We start from the raw sequence: 16,614 nt of genomic DNA, 5'->3' as shown, positions 1-16,614 counted from the left end.
ACCTTCAAAAACCTAATTTTATATTTTCTAACTATCCTCAAACTATTTTCATGAGAAATTCTTGTCTTAAAAAAGCCTTTTCAGTTTTTGTTTTTTTGATTTCATTTTTGGCTTTCGCCCAAAGCAAATCAGATAGAGATTTGATTTTGATTGATAAGGATTGGCGTTTTTCTTTCGGACATTTATTTGACACCGAGAAAGATTTTAGCCATGCGATGGGGTATTTTTCTTATTTGGCTAAAACAGGTTTTGGAGATGGTCCAGCGGCTAAAGATTTTGATGATCGTGCCTGGCGAAAACTTGATTTGCCACACGATTGGGCGGTCGAACAAGCTTTTGGCGAAAGCGGTAGTTTTAGCCATGGATTCAAAACAGCCGGCAAAGGTTTTCCAGATAAAAGCATTGGCTGGTACAGAAAAAAAATCAACATTTCGGATGCTGATAAGGGAAAGATTATTTCTTTGAAATTTGACGGCGTTTTCAGGAATTCAAAAGTGTTTTTTAACGGTTATTATCTCGGAACGGAGGAAAGCGGGTATAACGGATTTGAATATGATGTGACGGCTTATGTAAATTATGGCGGAGAAAACACAATCGTCGTGCGTGCCGATGCTTCTATGGAAGAAGGTTGGTTTTATGAAGGTGCAGGGATTTACAGGCATGTTTATCTGCAGAAAGCAAATCCTATTCATGTTGTTTTGAATGGGACTTATGCAAGGTCCGAATTAAAAAATAATGATGCAGCAATTACAGCTGAAGTTTCAATTGAAAATAAAGGAAATTACAAGGGGTCTATCGAAGTGGTTCAAACAATTTTTGATGCTTCAAATAAACAAATTTCATCAGTTTCTGAAAATGTTTTGGCTCCCGAATTTTACAAAACAGCACGTTTTGCTTCGAAATTAGATGTCAAAAATCCGATTTTATGGGATATTGACGCGCCAAATTTATACCGTTTGGTTACCGAATTAAAGCAAAATGGGAAAACAATTGACAGTTATGAAACGACTTTTGGAATCAGAACCATAAAATTTGATGCTGAAAAAGGCTTTTTCCTGAACGAAAAATCGCTGAAATTAAAAGGAACCAATAATCATCAAGATCACGCTGGAATTGGAACTGCTTTGCCTGATGAAATTCAGTATTACAGAATTAAAAAACTGAAAGAAATGGGGGCAAACGCTTATCGTTGCTCGCATCACCCGCCAACTCCCGAATTACTGAAAGCTTGTGATGAATTAGGAATGCTTGTGATTGATGAAACTCGTTTGATGGGAATAAACGATTATCATTTGAATGATTTGGAACGAATGATGAAGCGCGACCGAAATCATCCAAGTATTATTTGTTGGTCAGTTGGAAATGAAGAATGGAATATAGAAGGCAATATTGTGGGCGAACGCATTACAAATGTGATGCAGGATTTTGCAAAAAGCATTGATAGCACAAGACCTGTAACGGTTGGAATCAGTAGCGGATTTAGAAGCGGCATTTCATCTGTAGTTGAGATTATGGGCTACAATTATCTCGGAAACGGAGATATTGACGCGCACAGAAATGAGTTCAAACAACAGCCGGGAATGGGAACGGAGGAAGGTTCAACTTTCACCACGCGAGGGGTGTATTTTACAGATGATGCTAAGCATTATAAAAGTGCCTACGATCAAAAACCTAGACCGACTTTTTATAGCATTGAAGAAGGTTGGAAGTTTTATGCTGAAAGGCCTTATTTGGCCGGGATGTTTATTTGGACAGGTTTTGATTACCGCGGAGAACCAACGCCTTATGGTTGGCCATCAGTGATTTCGTATTTTGGTATGATGGATGTTTGCGGTTTTCCGAAAGACAATGTTTTTTATTTAAAATCTTGGTGGGGTACAGAGCCGGTTTTGCATTTATTGCCACATTGGAACTGGGCTGGATTAGATGGAAAAGAAATTGATGTTTGGGCGTATTCTAACTGCGATGAAGTTGAACTTTTTCTGAACAAAAAAAGTTTGGGAAAAAAGAAAATGGATAAAAACAGTCATTTAGAATGGAAAGTAAATTATGTGCCAGGAACGTTGGAAGCTATTGGATATAAAAATGGCAAAAAAGTGTTGACGGATATTCAGAAAACAACTGGAAAAGCAGAAAACATCAAATTGTCTTTGGATAAAGAAAATGTTTTGAAAGGGAATGTTTCGGTTATAACGGTTGAAACTACGGATAAAAATGGCTTGCATGTTCCGACTTCTAATGATGAAATTGCTTTTTCTGTAAAAGGCGGAAAAATTTTAGGAGTCGGAAATGGAAATCCAACATCATTAGAAAATGATCAGTTTATAGATGATGTGGCTTTAGTTTCTATAACTAATTTCCAAGAAAGAATTGGGCTTCATGTTGATCAGCCACGAAATTTAGATGATAAAGAATACCAGTGGAAAGAGGCTTTTAAAGATCGGGATTATAAAAATCAGGCAGAATCATATTTGTATCGCGGAGAATTTGATATGAAAAATGACCTAAAGACAAGTATAGTAACTTTTTATTATAAAAAAATAGGTGTTGAGCCTGTTGTCTATATTAATGGAACAGTTGTAGAGCCGAGTTTAGAAGATCATCAAAAGTATATTCTAAGTGCAGACATTTTAAGGGAAGGAAAAAATTTCATTAATATTTCAGCAAAACCTCTCCAAAAAATAAAAGACTGGGATGTAATGAACACTGATCCCGGAGTTATTCAGGTTATGACGCCGGCTGGACCTTGGAAAAGAAAATTATTTAATGGATATGCTCAAATTATCATTCAAAAAGAGGATAATGCCAAAGAAGTTATTTTATCCGCTTCCGCGAAAGGATTACGAACTGTGATTTTAAAGAATTAGTTTTTAACCGCAAGGCACGCTAAGATTTACGCAAAGGTTCGCAAAGTTTTCGTATAGCTTTGCGAACTTTGCGTTTATATTCACAATCCCAAGAAAAAAAACTTTGCGTTCTTTGCGGTTAAATTCGAAACCTGATCCCGAAGCCTCGGGAGAAACAAAAAAATAACATAATAATAATGTTTGATTTTCATAACTTTGCAAAATGAATAATCAGACAGAAAATATTAATAATTGCGATTTTACTTCAGATTTACAACTGAAGGGTTTTAAGGTTTATCAAATAAATGGAGATCAAAGCAAGATTCCTGTTTATAGTCGCAGGGATTTTTATAAAATTTGCATAAATACGAGTAAAAGTATCATACAATATGCTGACCGCGGAATAGAAACAGACGGTACGATTTTGTTTTTCGGTAATCCAATTATTCCATATTCATGGGAAACCATTTCAGGAGCGTATGAGGGATATGCCTGTGTTTTTACAGAAGAATTCTTAAAATCAAAAGAACGTTCAGAAGCACTTCACGAATCGCCGTTGTTTAAAATAGGAGGAACGCCAATCTTTTCTTTAACAGCTGATCAAAAGGGTTTTATAGATTCATTATTTCAAAAAATGATTCAGGAATATGAAACGGATTATGCGTTTAAAGATGATTTGATGCGCAATTATATCAATTTGATTTTGCACGAATCAATGAAGATGCAACCGTCGGAAAATTTCTTTAAACCAAAAAATGCTTCTTCTAGAATTACTTCGCTGTTTTTGGAATTATTAGAAAGACAATTTCCAATTGAGACAAAAGATCAGCCTCTTTTATTAAAAACGCCTCAAGATTATGCACAAAGCCTTGCTGTACACGTAAATCACTTAAATCGCTCGGTTAAAGAAGTTACAGGAAAGCCAACTACTTCGCATATTACAGAAAGAATTATCAACGAAGCAAAAGCACTTTTGCAACATACTGATTGGAGTATTTCAGATATTGGGTACTCATTAGGATTTGAATATCCGAGCTATTTTAATAATTATTTTAAAAGGCTTACAGGAACGGTTCCAAAATCGTTAAGAATGTAAATTGTTTCATTTTCATAATTTTTTGTTTGAATATTGTTATTTCTGGACCTAAGTATTGTTCTACATTTGTCCCAGATTAATAAACAAATCATTTATCGGTTTTTAAAGACTAAAGAATACTTCATAAAGGCGAGGTCCCAGCTTTACGGTTTAGTTTTAAATGCTTGATATAAAATAATATAAAATTTTAAAGAATAAATAAATCTGAAATCTCTCTTAAAGAGGTTAGGCACTTTGATTTTGCTATCGAAAGATAGTTCACGATAACTTTTAAAATAATTATTAACCTAAAAACAATTAAATTATGTCGACACAATACACCACAGTGACCGAAGAAGGAAGAGTTCCAAATACTTATATGACAGGTGAAGTGTCATATAAAAAACAAACCAGTGAAATTCATCCCGAAAATACGACTATTAAAGAAGTTTCATTTGAGCCAAGCGCAAGAAGCAATTGGCACAGCAATGCAAGTTTGCAATTATTGATTGCAACAAACGGAATTGGTTATTATCAAGAAAGAGGAAGCGAAATCAGAATGCTTCAAAAAGATGAGGTAGTTACGATCTTGCCAGGCGTAGAACACTGGTATGGCGCAACTCCGTTTAATAAATTCTCATACATCGCCATTATCACAGAAATTGATAAAGGTTTTGGAACTTGGCTTGAAAAAGTCTCAGATGAAGAATATTTTTCTTTTCAAAGAGCTTGATTTTTTTTAAGATACTAAGGTTCTAAGAGGCTAAGATGCTAAGTTTTTTTATGCAGATTTTGGAATGATTTATTTTAATAGTAATGAAAGAATATTTTTGTAACTTTCATGTTATCAATTTTTTACAGGAATAAATCTGTTTAAATCTGCTAAATCTGCGTGCAATTTTTCGTTCCAAATAAACTTGAAACCTGAAACTTGAAACTTCAAAAAACAACAAAAAACATATTATGGAAACAAAAGACATTAAAGCCTTTGGTACAGAAGCTGCCGAAGCACCATTAAAAACATTAGATATTAAAAGAAGAGCAGTACAAGCGCATGACGTAGAAATTGAAATTCTGTATTGTGGTATTTGCCATTCTGATTTGCATTCGGCTAGAAATGAATGGCACGGAACGATGTACCCAATTGTGCCGGGACACGAAATCGTGGGTCGCGTGACTAAAGTCGGAGACCACGTTAAAAACTTCAAAGTAGGGCAATTAGCGGGCGTTGGCTGTATGGTAGATTCTTGCAGAGAATGTGATCATTGCAAAAACGATTTGGAGCAATATTGCGATGAAGGAAGCATATTGACATTCAATTCACCAGATAAACATTTAGGCGGACATACTTTTGGAGGTTATTCTCAAAGTATTGTTGTTGATGAAAATTATGTACTTCATATTTCAGATAAATTAGATCTTGCTGGGGTTGCACCATTATTATGTGCTGGAATTACAACTTATTCACCTTTAAAACACTGGAAAGTTGGTCCAGGGCAAAAAGTTGGAATCGTTGGAATTGGCGGTTTAGGGCATATGGGAATCAAATTGGCTAAAGCTATGGGCGCTCATGTTGTGGTTTTTACAACATCTGTTTCAAAATTTGACGCGACAAAAGAACTTGGAGCTGATGAAGTAGTTTTATCTACAGATCCGAAACAAATGGCAAAACATGCAAAAAGTCTGAATTTTATTTTAGACTGTGTTTCTGCAGAGCACAATATTGATTCCTACTTAAATTTATTAAAAGTAGATGGAACTTTAACGCTTGTTGGCGCACCAATGGAACCGCTTCCTGTAACATCATTCAGTCTTTTATTAGGAAGAAGAAGTTTTGCAGGCTCAGCTATCGGAGGAATCGCAGAAACTCAAGAAATGCTTGATTTCTGTGCAGAACATAATATTACTGCAGATATTGAAATCATTGGTGTAAACGAAGTAAATGACGCTTATGAAAGATTACTTAAAGGAGATATCAAATATCGTTTTGTGATTGATATGGCTTCTTTGAAATAAGATACTAAGTTGCTAAGGTTCGAAGATGCTAAGAATCTTGAGTCTTTAAACTTTGGCAATTTTTTTAAATTATATGAAGGAGCGCTGAGATTCTAGGAAACTTAGAATCTCAGTATCTTAATAAACTAAAAAAAACAGATAAAAAGGTTTAGAGACAAAGTAAAGGAAACTTAGAATCTTAGAACCTTAGCATCTTAGAAACTTTAGAAAAATGCAAACACGCAAACTAGGAAATAGCGGTCTTGAAGTCTCAGCATTGGGGCTTGGCTGTATGGGGATGAGTTTTGGATATGGTCCTGCTCATGACAAAAATGAAATGATAAGTCTGCTTCGTTCGGCTTATGAAAAAGGAATTACTTTTTTTGATACTGCCGAATGTTATGGACCTCATTTAAACGAAGAACTTTTAGGAGAAGCTTTAGCGCCTTTTCGCGATAAAGTGGTAATTGCTACGAAATTTGGTTTTTTGGAAGGTGATTCTAAAAAAGGATTAGACAGCCGTCCAGAATGGATCAGAAAAAGCATAGAAGGTTCATTGAAAAGATTGAAAACAGATGTAATTGACTTGTATTATCAGCATCGCGTTGATCCGAATGTGCCTATTGAAGACGTTGCTGGAACAATAAAAGATTTGATTCAAGAAGGAAAAGTAAAACATTTTGGACTTTCAGAAGCAGGAGCGGAGACGATTCGTCGTGCACATGCAGTTCAGCCTGTTACGGCGCTTCAAAGCGAATATTCACTTTGGTGGAGAACTCCCGAAGAAGAAATTTTCCCAACCTTGGAAGAACTTGGAATTGGTTTTGTGCCTTTCAGTCCACTAGGAAGAGGTTTTCTTACTGCAAAAATTGATGAAAACACACAATTTGATAGTACTGATTTCAGAAATTCATTGCCTCGTTTTGCTCCAGAAGCCAGAAAAACAAACCAACAATTTGTTGAAGTATTGACCAAAATGGCTACAGAAAGAGGCGTGACAAACGCTCAAATTGCCCTTGCGTGGAATTTAGCTCAAAAACCTTGGATTGTTCCAATTCCAGGAACCACAAAATTGCATCGTATAGAGGAAAATTTAGGCGCAATAAACTTAGAACTTTCTGCCAAAGATGTTGCCGCAATCAACGAAGCCGCTTCAAAAATAACAATTGAAGGATCAAGATATCCTGAACATTTGCAGAAGATAGCTGGTAAATAAGTTTCTAAGATTCTAAGCTACTAAGTTTCTGAGAATAAAAACTTAGAATCTTAGCAACTTAGGATCTTAGCATCTTAAAAAAAAAACAAACCCCTCAAGCAATTCAACTCTTGAGGGGTTTTTAGCAAAGATTTGGGGTTCTTAGATGCTCAATTACTTAGTATCTTAGAATCGCAGAATCTTTGTTTAAAATAAATAATGATCAATTAAATTTATTTTACTTTTCAGCCTTAGCATCTTAGTATCTTAGTACTTAAGTATCTTAGCATCTTAAAAAATTACTTTTTGTCTAGATTTTGCTTCAGCATTTTAGCGTGTTCCAAATGTGCTGTTAAACCTGCAATATTATTTGATGCCCACATTTTGATGTCATTATCTGTGGCATCTTTTGAGGCTTTCTGAAGTTTTTCAATTGCTTTTTCGTGACCGTCAATCATCATATCGGCGAATTTTTTGTCAAAATCGATACCTGATTTTTCGTTTAGTTTATTGTATTCATCTTGACCTTCTTCTGTTAATGAAGTTGGGAGTGTAAAGTTTTTGGCTTTCGCCAATGCACTAACTTCAGAAGCCGATTTTGTATGTTCATCCACAAGCATTTTTCCAAATTTTTTCACTTCCGCATTTGTACTTTTCTGCTGTGCTAGTTTTCCAATTTCAATTTCAGCCAAATTAATTTCGGCTTGATCTACCAAAAATTCAGAATCATCTTCTTTGCTGTCAATAGAATCAAATTTGGCTTCATTGGCATCTTCTGCCACTTCTTTCGGATCTTCTTGTTTGGTTTCGTTTTTACAAGATTGAAGGAAAATAATAATAAGTCCTGCTCCTAAAATTGCTTTACCGGCTAATAGTATCTTTTTCATGATTTTAATAGTTTGAATGTTATGATGTAAAATTATTTAGAAGATGCAGGAATCTCTTTACAGGATTTTAAAAGATTGTTATATGATTTGGATATGATGCAAAAATTGTAAGTTATTTTGTAATAGAAATAGTTTTATATTAGCTGATAAAATACTTTAGTATAATGAATGCGCTCAAAAAAATTATTGGTTTGTTTTTGCTTCTTGTTGGAGCATTATTGCTATTTGTATCATACGGAACTTTGATACAAGCACTGATAAACTTTATAAAAGCATCAAGCAATAAAGACTTGTGGTATTTAATAATTTTTGCTGTTATAGTTGTTTTTCTTACTATCCCAATAATTTATATGATTAGATTTGGTTTGAAGTTACTAAAACCGAAAGCTTTACCAGAAGATTCTATCGAGGATATCGGAAAGATTTAATCCAAAATTGCTATTAAATGACACAAAAAATTACCTTACTATTTCTTCTTGCAACAACATTTTTATCTGCCCAAATAAGCTACAAGGGATTTATTGATAAATATCCAATTGAATTTGTTACCTATCTTTATTCTGATGGCGTAGGATCGGCGATTTACGCTTATTCAAATTTTGATACTCCAATTGTTTTAAGCGCTAAACTTACCGGTAAAACTTTGGTGTTTACTGAAAAAGACAAAACAAATAAGGAAACGGCAAAATTGACTTTTCAGAATTATAATGAAAAAAGCCAACAGCTAAATGGGATATGGAAAGATTTAAGTTCAGGAAAGGAGCTCAAAATTACGTTATCGAAAGAATTTAATATCGATTATGGCGATAATGTTCAATGGACGGATAGAGAAATCCTGCAGCCGGAATCTTTTAAAGACAAATATTTCAAGTTGATTGTTTCGAAAGAAAAAGGAAGTTTTTATGCAAACGTATCGGGCGTAAAAATTATAGAAAAAAAGACAGATAAATTGATTCAGAAAATAGATTTAGATTGTCAGCTTTGGGGATTGAACAACATAGGTATCGACGACTATAATTTTGACGGTATTCCAGACTTCTCAGTTTTTGAAAGTAGTTATGCCGGACCAAATACTTCTAGTTTATATTTTCTTTATAATCCAAAAACACGAAAATATTTTCAGAGCAGTTTCAGCGGAACTTCTTTAGAATTTGACGGACAAAACAAACGAATTTACGAACACAATCAATGTTGTGCCGGCAGCAGCCACATGAACGCCGAATATAAAGTGGTGAATAATAAAATGGTTTTAATAAAGAAAACTTGTCTGGAGTATGATGAAAAAGTAGATGATTTTGTTGAAAGGAAATGTGATTAGATGTTTAGTATAAATTTAATTTCAAATGAAAATAATTAAGACAATTGCTGTAGTACTGTTTTTAGGAATATTTGTTCTCTATATAAACTGTTTTTCTTCTTTTGTAATGCCATGGCAAAAAGAAGAAGCAATTGAAGTTGCATTAAGTTGGGGACAATTAGAAAAACTTCCTGAAGATGCAGAAATTATTCATTTAGAAAAAAGAGGTTCTATGTTTACCAGACAATTTATAATTGAGTTCACTAGTTCTGATACCGAAATTAAAAAATGGATTTTAAAAAGTAAAGGATTTAGAAAAAGTCAGTTTAAAATAAAAGAAGGAATCAAAGTATATGAAATTCACCCAAAAGATGGTGATGCTTATGGTGGAAAAGTTGAAGTGAAGCAAAATAAAGTTTTAATAAATATGAGTTGGAGTTGAAAATAATTAGCTTCTAAACTTAAAAATTCCCAATTCCAAAAGAGTTGGGATTTTTTTTGCTCAAAACTTTCGACTTTAAGACCTTATGACTTTCGACTTATAAATTATGAAAGTTATTGCCAAAATTCTATAACAGAATTGCCTTACTTTTTCGAGAACTTTGAAATACCATACATCTCAAATCATTAACCTAAAATTTAAAATCATGCCAAATCCAAGAATTAAAAATGAAAAGCAGTATCAGGCTTTAGTAGAAAAAGGATACAGCAAAGAAAAATCGGCCCGAATTGCCAATACGCCAGATGCTGGAGTAAAAGGAGGAAAAGCAAAGCCGTATGAAGAATGGACAAAAGATGAATTGCTGAAACAAGCAGTCAGAGTTGGAATAAAAGGACGTTCCTATATGAATAAAAAAGCTCTTATTAATTCTTTAAGAAATAATTAAAGTTGAAACCATGTCTGCAAAAATCACTCAGCAAAAACTTATTGAAAAATTGATCAAGACACCACATTTGGTTCTTGAGAAATTAGACTTGGTTTATGTAAACAATCAAAAATTGCCAATTGAGAGATTTCAGGAAAAGGAAGGGTTCGTTTATAAAAAAAATGGGCGCTATATCAAGCAAAAAAGTGAATTAAAGCGCTTTAACAGTTTGGTTTTGCCACCGGCATGGGTTAATGTGAGAATTTCTGATTTAGCAAATGGACATTTGCAGGCTGTTGGTTTGGATGTGAAAAACAGAAAACAATATCGCTATCATCCAAAATGGAATTCAATTCGGAATCAAACGAAGTTTTATAAAATAGCCGAATTTGGACAAAAACTGCCTTCGATAAGAAAAAGGGTGGATCAAGATTTAGAAGAGAAGGAGTGGTCTAAAAACAAGGTTATAGCGCTTGTGATTCGGTTAATGGAGGAAACACATATCCGAATTGGAAATGAAAAGTATGCAAAAGACAATAAATCGTACGGACTTTCGACATTGCGCAAACGGCATATCAATATCAATAAAAACACGCTTCGGTTTGAATTTATTGGAAAAAAAGGAAAACAACACACCATTACAACCCGAAATAAGCAATTGATAAAACTCGTTGGTCGTTGCGAAGAAATTCCGGGTTGGGAAGTTTTTAAATATTATGACAATAATGGGGAAAAAAAGGTTTTGGACAGCCACATGGTAAATGAATATTTGCATGAGATCTCAGGTGAATATTTCAGTGCAAAAGATTTTAGAACCTGGGCGGCCTCGATTATTTTTTTCGAAAACCTTATGGAAATTGGAACAACAACAGACGAAAAAGAAGTCAAAAAAAACATCCTGACAGCGTATGATGCGACGGCAGAGGCACTCGGGAATACAAGAAACGTCTGCAAAAATTATTATGTGCATCCGCTGTTGGTTTCAACCTATGAAAACGGCTCAATTCAGCACTATTTTGACAAAGTAAAAAAGAGCAGAAGTACTAAAAAGTATTTTTCACCAACTGAAATTGCTTTTGCTGAATTGATAGAAAAATATAAGGTAAACTTGCTGTAATCAGTGATTTATAGCGTTAGAAATAAAATATTTAGAGTTAATGCATCTCTTTTAAAAGCATGAAATTTGAGTAACAAACAAATCGTTATTAACTAAAAATCAATTATTATGTTACGTTGGACAGTCATATTTATTATTCTCGCAATTGTTGCAGGAATATTTGGTTTTGGTGGCATTGCCGCTGGAGCCGCTAGTATAGCAAAAATTTTATTTTTCATTTTCTTGGTATTATTTATCATATCGCTAATCAGCGGAAGAAGAAGTGTTTAATACTTATTGACTCAGTGAATTAGAACAAATTAAAGCGACACATCTATTTCGATAAATGTGTCGTTTGCCTTTTAAAAAAGAAAATATCATGGGAACAAAAAGTGGTGCTTATCAAGATGTTTACATCAAAAGAGACGACGAAATGGTAAGCTTGAAAAATGATGTAACAGATTTTTGTGAAAAATACATCAAACCTGTGCATCCTAAAAATTGGGATTGGGGAATTCGAGATTTTGAAAATCCTGAAAACGATCCAACTATAGATGAAGCGAGAGCTGTTGCGAATGTAGTTTATAAAGATTTAATAGACGGCAAACAAACAGAAGTAGATCTCTCGACAATGGATAATGTTGAAGCAATTAAAGCTTATTTAAATCCAAAAAGCAAACACGAAAGGTTTAATATGGAAGAATTTGCCTTTGCGTTAAAAGTCGAATTGGAGCACGGACGCGTCAGAGATGTGAATGTGACAAATAATCATCCGTTTTTGACAGCGATGATTGCACTTGCGCACATGACCGAAAGTTTGACCTATTACAAACGTTTGAAAGTAATGGAAGCCGAAGGAGAAATTTTTGAAATCTTGCGCAAAATCGAAAATTCGAAAACCGGAAATGAAGAATGGTATAAAGAATTAGGCAAAGCCGAAATTGAATTAAGAGAAGCCAGAAATGAATTAGCAGAACGTCTGCAAAAAATGGACGATATTCCTACACTTGAAAAAATTGGTGATTAAAACATTTACTTACACGTTGATTTGGGAAATTCCCATCGTTTTGATCACAAAAAAACCGTTAAAGCAATTTAACGGTTTTTGAATTTTGTCTCCTTTCTAATTTAAAATTTACGAGGATCATTGTCGGGATAATTGTCTTCTTCATCATCTTCTTGTACGTCATCTTCGACATAATCATTTTCATCATCTTCAATTTCGTCGTCGTCATCATCAAGATCTTCTAAATCATCTTCGTCTTCATTAAAATCATTTTCAAAAGTATCTGCCGGATTATCAAATTCGTCGTTTTCTACTTCATCGTCAAGATCTTTGTCAACATAATCTTCATCATTTTCCAGTTCGACTTCATAGATATCATCATTGTTGTCTTCTAAATCTCGATCGTTGTGAAAATCGTCTAAATCATCATCATACCCAATCGCGTCCTGATCAGGATTTGGCTTGTCAGGATTATGGCCATTTCTTACAGTATAGCCGCGATCTGCAATTTCTTCGATAGTGTTGTCAGTGTCTTTTTGATCTTCAAAATTATACAGTTCTTCATTCATGACCCTATTTCGATCTGAAGCATTAGGAAATCTGTTGAGAATATTATTGTCTTTATTTATAGTATTCATAATATCAAATTTTATAGTTTCTAATAGTACAAATCTACTCATCAAACAAACCTTATTCTTTATAGAATTGTTTGGTTCAATTGTATAATTAACAGATGTTTAGGATGAAAGTTAATTGGAAAATCCTATAATCTCTTGCAAATTCAAGCTGTTAATTTGACTATAATTTCAAATTCCCTTCGATTCCGTCATCCATTGTTTTTCCGGTTATAAAAGCAGCGGTCATTTTTGCGATTGCGACCATTTTTCCGTGTTTGTTGTTCCAGTAATAACCATCTTCAGGCACTACTTTTATGACACTTAAATTAGGGTCGTCTATACCGCCAGGCATCCAGATTTTTACAATAGGATCATATAATTTTTCTATTGTTTCTCTGTCATATGAAATAGTTGCTGATCCGTGAAGGGTCAAAAATTTATCTTGTGGTTCGACAAAAAATATTTCGACTGTAGGGTTAAGCGTAATTTCAGCATTTTGACTGCTGTTTCGGTCAGATAAAAACCAAAGATTGCCTAAATCATCAATTTTTTGGACAGACATTGGTCTCGATTGTAAACGGTCTGCATTATAAGTGCAAAACATGCAGATTTTTATATTTTCGGCCAAGTCTTTTATTTTGTTTACCGCAAATTCCTCGGTAAGGTTTTTATGATCTCCCATGATTTCTGTATTTAATGTTGTAAATTATTGATATTGTTATAGTTTTAAACAAAGTTGGGATTTTTGAATCTGAAAAAATTATAGAATTGTATTTTAAAATTATTAGATTTCAATTTGGACTTTTGTCAGAATTATTTAACAAAATATTGTATGTAAATTAATTTATAGTATCTTTACAAAAACAGTTTTAGCCCTTTCTGTATGGATGAATTACTAATATTCTACACTGATGATGATGAGGACGATTTAAGTCTTTTTGCCGATGCGGTCGAATCATTGTCAAAAGATATAGTGCTGCAGACTTATTCTGGCGGAGAAAAACTGCTTAATGCCATTGCGCATTCACCTCCAAAACCCAATGTTATTTTTTTAGATCTTAATATGCCTGGAAAAAACGGGTTTGATGTTTTAAATGAACTCAAAGGATCTGAAGAAAACAGCGATATTCCGGTTGTCATTTTTTCGACTTCAAATGAACCAAGCATTATTGAAAAATGCCTCACTTTAGGAGCAAATTATTTTATTACAAAACCGGTTTTGATGAAAGACATCATAAAATCTATTGAACATTCTTTAACCATAAATTGGAAAGAATTTGTTCCCGATCAAAAGACTTTTGTTTACAAATTATAATCTCAGCATTTATAATTAAAAAGAAACACCCGATTCATTTTTTAAAAATGAATCGGGTGTTTCTTTTATAACAGTCCCTTTTATTTTATGAAAAAGCAGCATTTAATATGGTCTTCTTTTAATGAGATAATTTTAAAATCTATTGAGTTAATTTTATTTGAATGGTATGATGAAATTTGATGAAACTAAGATTGCAAATACTGTAATTCAAATTTTAAATCATGAAAAAAGAACAAAAACACGAAACCGATTATATTCAGAAATATCAAGACGAAGGTTATACTGCAAATTTTTTATTTGACGAAGGCACCTTGATAGATTCTGATACAAAATATGCGTATCAGCCAGATGAAATTTATATTGTAGCGCATCATCGTTATGAAGGCATGAGCAATCCAGATGATATGTCAATTTTATACGTAATCGAAACAAAAGACCACATTAAAGGAACACATTTGTTAGGATATGGCCCAACAGCCGACTTAGATGAAGCTGAGTTTTTCAAGGATATTCCGAAGAAAAATTATTCGAAAAATGCTGATATCAGTGAACTTACATAAGATAAAATAAATAGGTATTTTTATTTTGCTGAGGAGCAGTCGTTTCAGAGAATTCTGAGGCGGCTGTTTTTTTTTAAGTGACAGAGGGACAAAGGCGCAAAGTAACAAAGTTGCTTTATAGAACTTTGAACCGATGTCCCTTTGTTGCTTCTGAGGCGGCTGTTTTTTTAAGTGACAGAGGCACAAAGGCGCAAAGTAACAAAGTTGCTTTATAGAACTTTGAACCGATGTCCCTTTGTTACTTTTGAGGTGGCTGTTTTTTTTAAGGGACAGAGGGACAGAGGCGCAAAGTAACAAAGTTGCTTTATAGAATTTTGAACTTATGCCCCTTTGTTGCTTCTGAGGTGGCTGTTTTTTTAAGTGACAGAGGGACAAAGATGCAAAGTAACAAAGTTGCTTAATAAACCTTTGGACCTATGTCACTTTGTTACTTTGTCCCTTCCAAATAAAAATTATGAAATATCTGACTGAAATTCTGTAAGAGTTTGATTTGCAATATGTACGAAATTTGAATTATAGAAAATGACGAAATTACCAAACTCGTTATTATATATTAAATCGTGTACTGACCACATTCTAAAAAATTAAACCAAAATGAAAAAACTATACTTAAACAATGGCGAATTTGATACTGTTTTTAATGATCTTAAAGATAGTTTTCATGGCACATTGAGTGCAAAAGACAATGATTATAATCTTGACATCCAATCAAAATGGACAAAAGGATCTATCAAAGGAACTCGTTTTGACGATAAGATTTTGTTTATGCATTTTGATTTGGTTTTTCATCAGGATGTGAGTTTAAGTATCGAAGCCTTTCAGTCGGCTCCAGTGTTTTTTGTTTATTGCGAAAACGGAAATGTGTGCCATAGTTTTGGTTCAAATGGTGAAAAAAAGATTTTGCACAAAAATCAATCGGCAGTTTTAAGCAATTCATCTGTGATAAATAGTGTTTTATACTTTGAAAGCCACAAACGCATTCAGTTTACTTTATTAGGAATGCCAACAATCGAAAGCAAAAACGAGCCTTTAGTTTCACAAGTTAAGCAGCATTTTACGAATGATTCTGGAAACTATATTTATATTGGAAAAGAAAATTCGAGGATTTCAAAAAAGATTCATCAATTCAAGACAATGCCTGAAAAAGGTATCGTTGGAACGATTCTGAAAAAAAGTATTTTGAATCATATTGTAGAAATGGAAATTGAGCAACATGCGTACAATTATTTAAAAACATTTGAGCCTCTAATTGACATCGCAGTAAAACAATTGAGTGAAATCAGAAGAATTTCCTCAATGAGTTTTTCTGAAGCAATCACCGCTCTTAAACTTTTCAGAGCAAAACATCATTGGTCATTTAAATTATACAACCAGAAATTAGCTAGCTAGCCAAGCATTATATATAATTAGAAGAGATTCTAAGTACTAAGATTCTGAGATACTAAGTTTTTAAACTAAGTTATCTCAGAATTTTTTTTTTTGAAGTTTTGAAAAGAAAATTTACTTAGCAACTTAAAATCTTATTCTTTCTCATAATAAACAATAAAATAAATCATAATGAGATTAAGGCAAAAAGAAATGCTGTTTGTAATTATAATTGGAAGGTCATTTTTTATAATTCCGTAAATAATCCAAATGAATATCCCGAAAGTAAGAATGCTGAAAGTGCGAAGTGAAATGTCTTTTACTTTCTTGGTTTTCCAAACTTTCAAAATCTGGGGAATTGTAGATAACGTTATACACGCTCCAGCAAATAATCCTATGATGTCAATGTAGTTCATTTTTTTTTATTTTTTAAAGGTTCTGAGCTACTAAGATGCTAAGGTTCTAAGGTGTTGGTCGGTTCTGCAATTAGGTTT

At 33.4% G+C, this 16,614-nt stretch carries 19 protein-coding genes; 15 read left to right on the top strand and 4 right to left on the bottom strand.

The window, feature by feature from the left end; genetic code table 11:
- The first annotated feature begins 50 nt into the window (after nucleotides 1-50).
- The 5 genes from galA to EYY60_RS21500 all read left to right on the top strand — a co-directional run bounded on the left by galA (nucleotide 51) and on the right by EYY60_RS21500 (nucleotide 7,132).
- Nucleotides 51-2,867, top strand: a complete 2,817-nt coding sequence (galA, locus tag EYY60_RS21520; RefSeq protein WP_132991332.1) for a beta-galactosidase GalA — start codon at nucleotides 51-53, stop codon at nucleotides 2,865-2,867.
- Nucleotides 2,868-3,069: 202 nt separating this feature from the next.
- Entirely contained in the window at nucleotides 3,070-3,942 is an 873-nt protein-coding gene (locus EYY60_RS21515) for a helix-turn-helix domain-containing protein (protein WP_132991331.1), read from the top strand.
- 304 nt (nucleotides 3,943-4,246) lie between these two features.
- Nucleotides 4,247-4,654, top strand: a complete 408-nt coding sequence (locus tag EYY60_RS21510; protein WP_132991330.1) for a cupin domain-containing protein — start codon at nucleotides 4,247-4,249, stop codon at nucleotides 4,652-4,654.
- Nucleotides 4,655-4,884: 230 nt separating this feature from the next.
- Complete coding sequence (locus EYY60_RS21505) at nucleotides 4,885-5,937, top strand: NAD(P)-dependent alcohol dehydrogenase (protein WP_132991329.1); 1,053 nt, start codon at nucleotides 4,885-4,887, stop codon at nucleotides 5,935-5,937.
- A 211-nt stretch (nucleotides 5,938-6,148) separates the two neighbouring features.
- Nucleotides 6,149-7,132 carry an aldo/keto reductase gene (locus EYY60_RS21500; protein ID WP_132991328.1) on the top strand — a complete coding sequence of 328 codons (984 nt, stop codon included), beginning with the start codon at nucleotides 6,149-6,151 and terminating at the stop codon, nucleotides 7,130-7,132.
- Nucleotides 7,133-7,410: 278 nt separating this feature from the next.
- On the opposite strand, the gene EYY60_RS21495 is transcribed toward EYY60_RS21500, so the two are convergent.
- Nucleotides 7,411-7,998 carry a DUF4142 domain-containing protein gene (locus EYY60_RS21495; RefSeq protein WP_132991327.1) on the bottom strand — a complete coding sequence of 196 codons (588 nt, stop codon included), beginning with the start codon at nucleotides 7,996-7,998 and terminating at the stop codon, nucleotides 7,411-7,413.
- 164 nt (nucleotides 7,999-8,162) lie between these two features.
- Here EYY60_RS21495 and EYY60_RS21490 point away from each other — a divergent pair, with 164 nt between their 5' ends.
- From EYY60_RS21490 to EYY60_RS21460, 7 genes are all read left to right on the top strand, one after another.
- Nucleotides 8,163-8,426 (top strand): phage holin family protein, encoded by a 264-nt coding sequence (locus tag EYY60_RS21490; RefSeq protein ID WP_132991326.1) that lies wholly within the window; start codon nucleotides 8,163-8,165, stop codon nucleotides 8,424-8,426.
- Between the two features lie 17 nt (nucleotides 8,427-8,443).
- Complete coding sequence (locus EYY60_RS21485; RefSeq protein ID WP_132991325.1) at nucleotides 8,444-9,316, top strand: XAC2610-related protein; 873 nt, start codon at nucleotides 8,444-8,446, stop codon at nucleotides 9,314-9,316.
- A gap of 25 nt (nucleotides 9,317-9,341) precedes the next feature.
- Complete coding sequence (locus EYY60_RS21480) at nucleotides 9,342-9,737, top strand: hypothetical protein (protein WP_132991324.1); 396 nt, start codon at nucleotides 9,342-9,344, stop codon at nucleotides 9,735-9,737.
- A 205-nt stretch (nucleotides 9,738-9,942) separates the two neighbouring features.
- On the top strand, nucleotides 9,943-10,182 hold the full coding sequence (locus EYY60_RS21475; RefSeq protein WP_132991323.1) for a DUF7218 family protein: 240 nt from the start codon (nucleotides 9,943-9,945) through the stop codon (nucleotides 10,180-10,182).
- Nucleotides 10,183-10,192: 10 nt separating this feature from the next.
- Entirely contained in the window at nucleotides 10,193-11,278 is a 1,086-nt protein-coding gene (locus EYY60_RS21470; RefSeq protein ID WP_132991322.1) for a DNA topoisomerase IB, read from the top strand.
- A 108-nt stretch (nucleotides 11,279-11,386) separates the two neighbouring features.
- On the top strand, nucleotides 11,387-11,548 hold the full coding sequence (locus tag EYY60_RS21465) for a DUF1328 domain-containing protein (protein WP_073481941.1): 162 nt from the start codon (nucleotides 11,387-11,389) through the stop codon (nucleotides 11,546-11,548).
- A gap of 88 nt (nucleotides 11,549-11,636) precedes the next feature.
- Entirely contained in the window at nucleotides 11,637-12,284 is a 648-nt protein-coding gene (locus EYY60_RS21460; RefSeq protein WP_132991321.1) for a DUF5661 family protein, read from the top strand.
- A gap of 101 nt (nucleotides 12,285-12,385) precedes the next feature.
- Here the strand turns inward: EYY60_RS21460 and EYY60_RS22345 are convergent, their stop codons facing one another.
- On the bottom strand, nucleotides 12,386-12,901 hold the full coding sequence (locus EYY60_RS22345) for a hypothetical protein (protein WP_162847918.1): 516 nt from the start codon (nucleotides 12,899-12,901) through the stop codon (nucleotides 12,386-12,388).
- Between the two features lie 160 nt (nucleotides 12,902-13,061).
- Nucleotides 13,062-13,562, bottom strand: coding sequence for a pyridoxamine 5'-phosphate oxidase family protein (locus EYY60_RS21455; protein WP_132991320.1), 501 nt, complete (start codon nucleotides 13,560-13,562; stop codon nucleotides 13,062-13,064).
- A 201-nt stretch (nucleotides 13,563-13,763) separates the two neighbouring features.
- On the opposite strand from EYY60_RS21455, the gene EYY60_RS21450 reads away from it, so the two are divergent.
- The 3 genes from EYY60_RS21450 to EYY60_RS21440 all read left to right on the top strand — a co-directional run bounded on the left by EYY60_RS21450 (nucleotide 13,764) and on the right by EYY60_RS21440 (nucleotide 16,144).
- Nucleotides 13,764-14,195, top strand: a complete 432-nt coding sequence (locus EYY60_RS21450) for a response regulator (RefSeq protein WP_132991319.1) — start codon at nucleotides 13,764-13,766, stop codon at nucleotides 14,193-14,195.
- 221 nt (nucleotides 14,196-14,416) lie between these two features.
- Nucleotides 14,417-14,755 carry a hypothetical protein gene (locus tag EYY60_RS21445; protein ID WP_132991318.1) on the top strand — a complete coding sequence of 113 codons (339 nt, stop codon included), beginning with the start codon at nucleotides 14,417-14,419 and terminating at the stop codon, nucleotides 14,753-14,755.
- A 594-nt stretch (nucleotides 14,756-15,349) separates the two neighbouring features.
- A complete protein-coding gene (locus EYY60_RS21440) occupies nucleotides 15,350-16,144 on the top strand; it encodes a hypothetical protein (RefSeq protein ID WP_132991317.1) in 795 nt (264 codons plus the stop codon).
- Between the two features lie 131 nt (nucleotides 16,145-16,275).
- On the opposite strand, the gene EYY60_RS21435 is transcribed toward EYY60_RS21440, so the two are convergent.
- Nucleotides 16,276-16,536, bottom strand: coding sequence for a SemiSWEET family sugar transporter (locus EYY60_RS21435; protein ID WP_132991316.1), 261 nt, complete (start codon nucleotides 16,534-16,536; stop codon nucleotides 16,276-16,278).
- Between the last annotated feature and the right edge of the window lie 78 nt (nucleotides 16,537-16,614).

It is taken from the genome of Flavobacterium zhairuonense, from assembly GCF_004352915.1.
GTDB classification, from domain to species: Bacteria; Bacteroidota; Bacteroidia; order Flavobacteriales; family Flavobacteriaceae; genus Flavobacterium; species Flavobacterium zhairuonense.
This window is presented reverse-complemented; position numbering and strand designations above follow the sequence as displayed.

Excerpts from the sequence above, each read along its gene's own strand:
- EYY60_RS21515 (WP_132991331.1), top strand. The coding sequence starts at position 3,070 with ATGAATAATCAGACAGAAAATATTAATAATTGCGATTTTACTTCAGAT.
- EYY60_RS21505 (WP_132991329.1), top strand. The coding sequence starts at position 4,885 with ATGGAAACAAAAGACATTAAAGCCTTTGGTACAGAAGCTGCCGAAGCA.
- EYY60_RS21500 (WP_132991328.1), top strand. The coding sequence starts at position 6,149 with ATGCAAACACGCAAACTAGGAAATAGCGGTCTTGAAGTCTCAGCATTG.
- EYY60_RS21450 (WP_132991319.1), top strand. The coding sequence starts at position 13,764 with ATGGATGAATTACTAATATTCTACACTGATGATGATGAGGACGATTTA.
- EYY60_RS21445 (WP_132991318.1), top strand. The coding sequence starts at position 14,417 with ATGAAAAAAGAACAAAAACACGAAACCGATTATATTCAGAAATATCAA.
- EYY60_RS21490 (WP_132991326.1), top strand. The coding sequence starts at position 8,163 with ATGAATGCGCTCAAAAAAATTATTGGTTTGTTTTTGCTTCTTGTTGGA.
- EYY60_RS21475 (WP_132991323.1), top strand. The coding sequence starts at position 9,943 with ATGCCAAATCCAAGAATTAAAAATGAAAAGCAGTATCAGGCTTTAGTA.
- EYY60_RS21435 (WP_132991316.1), bottom strand. The coding sequence starts at position 16,536 with ATGAACTACATTGACATCATAGGATTATTTGCTGGAGCGTGTATAACG.
- EYY60_RS21495 (WP_132991327.1), bottom strand. The coding sequence starts at position 7,998 with ATGAAAAAGATACTATTAGCCGGTAAAGCAATTTTAGGAGCAGGACTT.
- galA (WP_132991332.1), top strand. The coding sequence starts at position 51 with ATGAGAAATTCTTGTCTTAAAAAAGCCTTTTCAGTTTTTGTTTTTTTG.
- EYY60_RS21480 (WP_132991324.1), top strand. The coding sequence starts at position 9,342 with ATGAAAATAATTAAGACAATTGCTGTAGTACTGTTTTTAGGAATATTT.
- EYY60_RS21510 (WP_132991330.1), top strand. The coding sequence starts at position 4,247 with ATGTCGACACAATACACCACAGTGACCGAAGAAGGAAGAGTTCCAAAT.
- EYY60_RS21470 (WP_132991322.1), top strand. The coding sequence starts at position 10,193 with ATGTCTGCAAAAATCACTCAGCAAAAACTTATTGAAAAATTGATCAAG.
- EYY60_RS21440 (WP_132991317.1), top strand. The coding sequence starts at position 15,350 with ATGAAAAAACTATACTTAAACAATGGCGAATTTGATACTGTTTTTAAT.
- EYY60_RS21460 (WP_132991321.1), top strand. The coding sequence starts at position 11,637 with ATGGGAACAAAAAGTGGTGCTTATCAAGATGTTTACATCAAAAGAGAC.
- EYY60_RS21485 (WP_132991325.1), top strand. The coding sequence starts at position 8,444 with ATGACACAAAAAATTACCTTACTATTTCTTCTTGCAACAACATTTTTA.
- EYY60_RS21465 (WP_073481941.1), top strand. The coding sequence starts at position 11,387 with ATGTTACGTTGGACAGTCATATTTATTATTCTCGCAATTGTTGCAGGA.
- EYY60_RS21455 (WP_132991320.1), bottom strand. The coding sequence starts at position 13,562 with ATGGGAGATCATAAAAACCTTACCGAGGAATTTGCGGTAAACAAAATA.
- EYY60_RS22345 (WP_162847918.1), bottom strand. The coding sequence starts at position 12,901 with ATGAATACTATAAATAAAGACAATAATATTCTCAACAGATTTCCTAAT.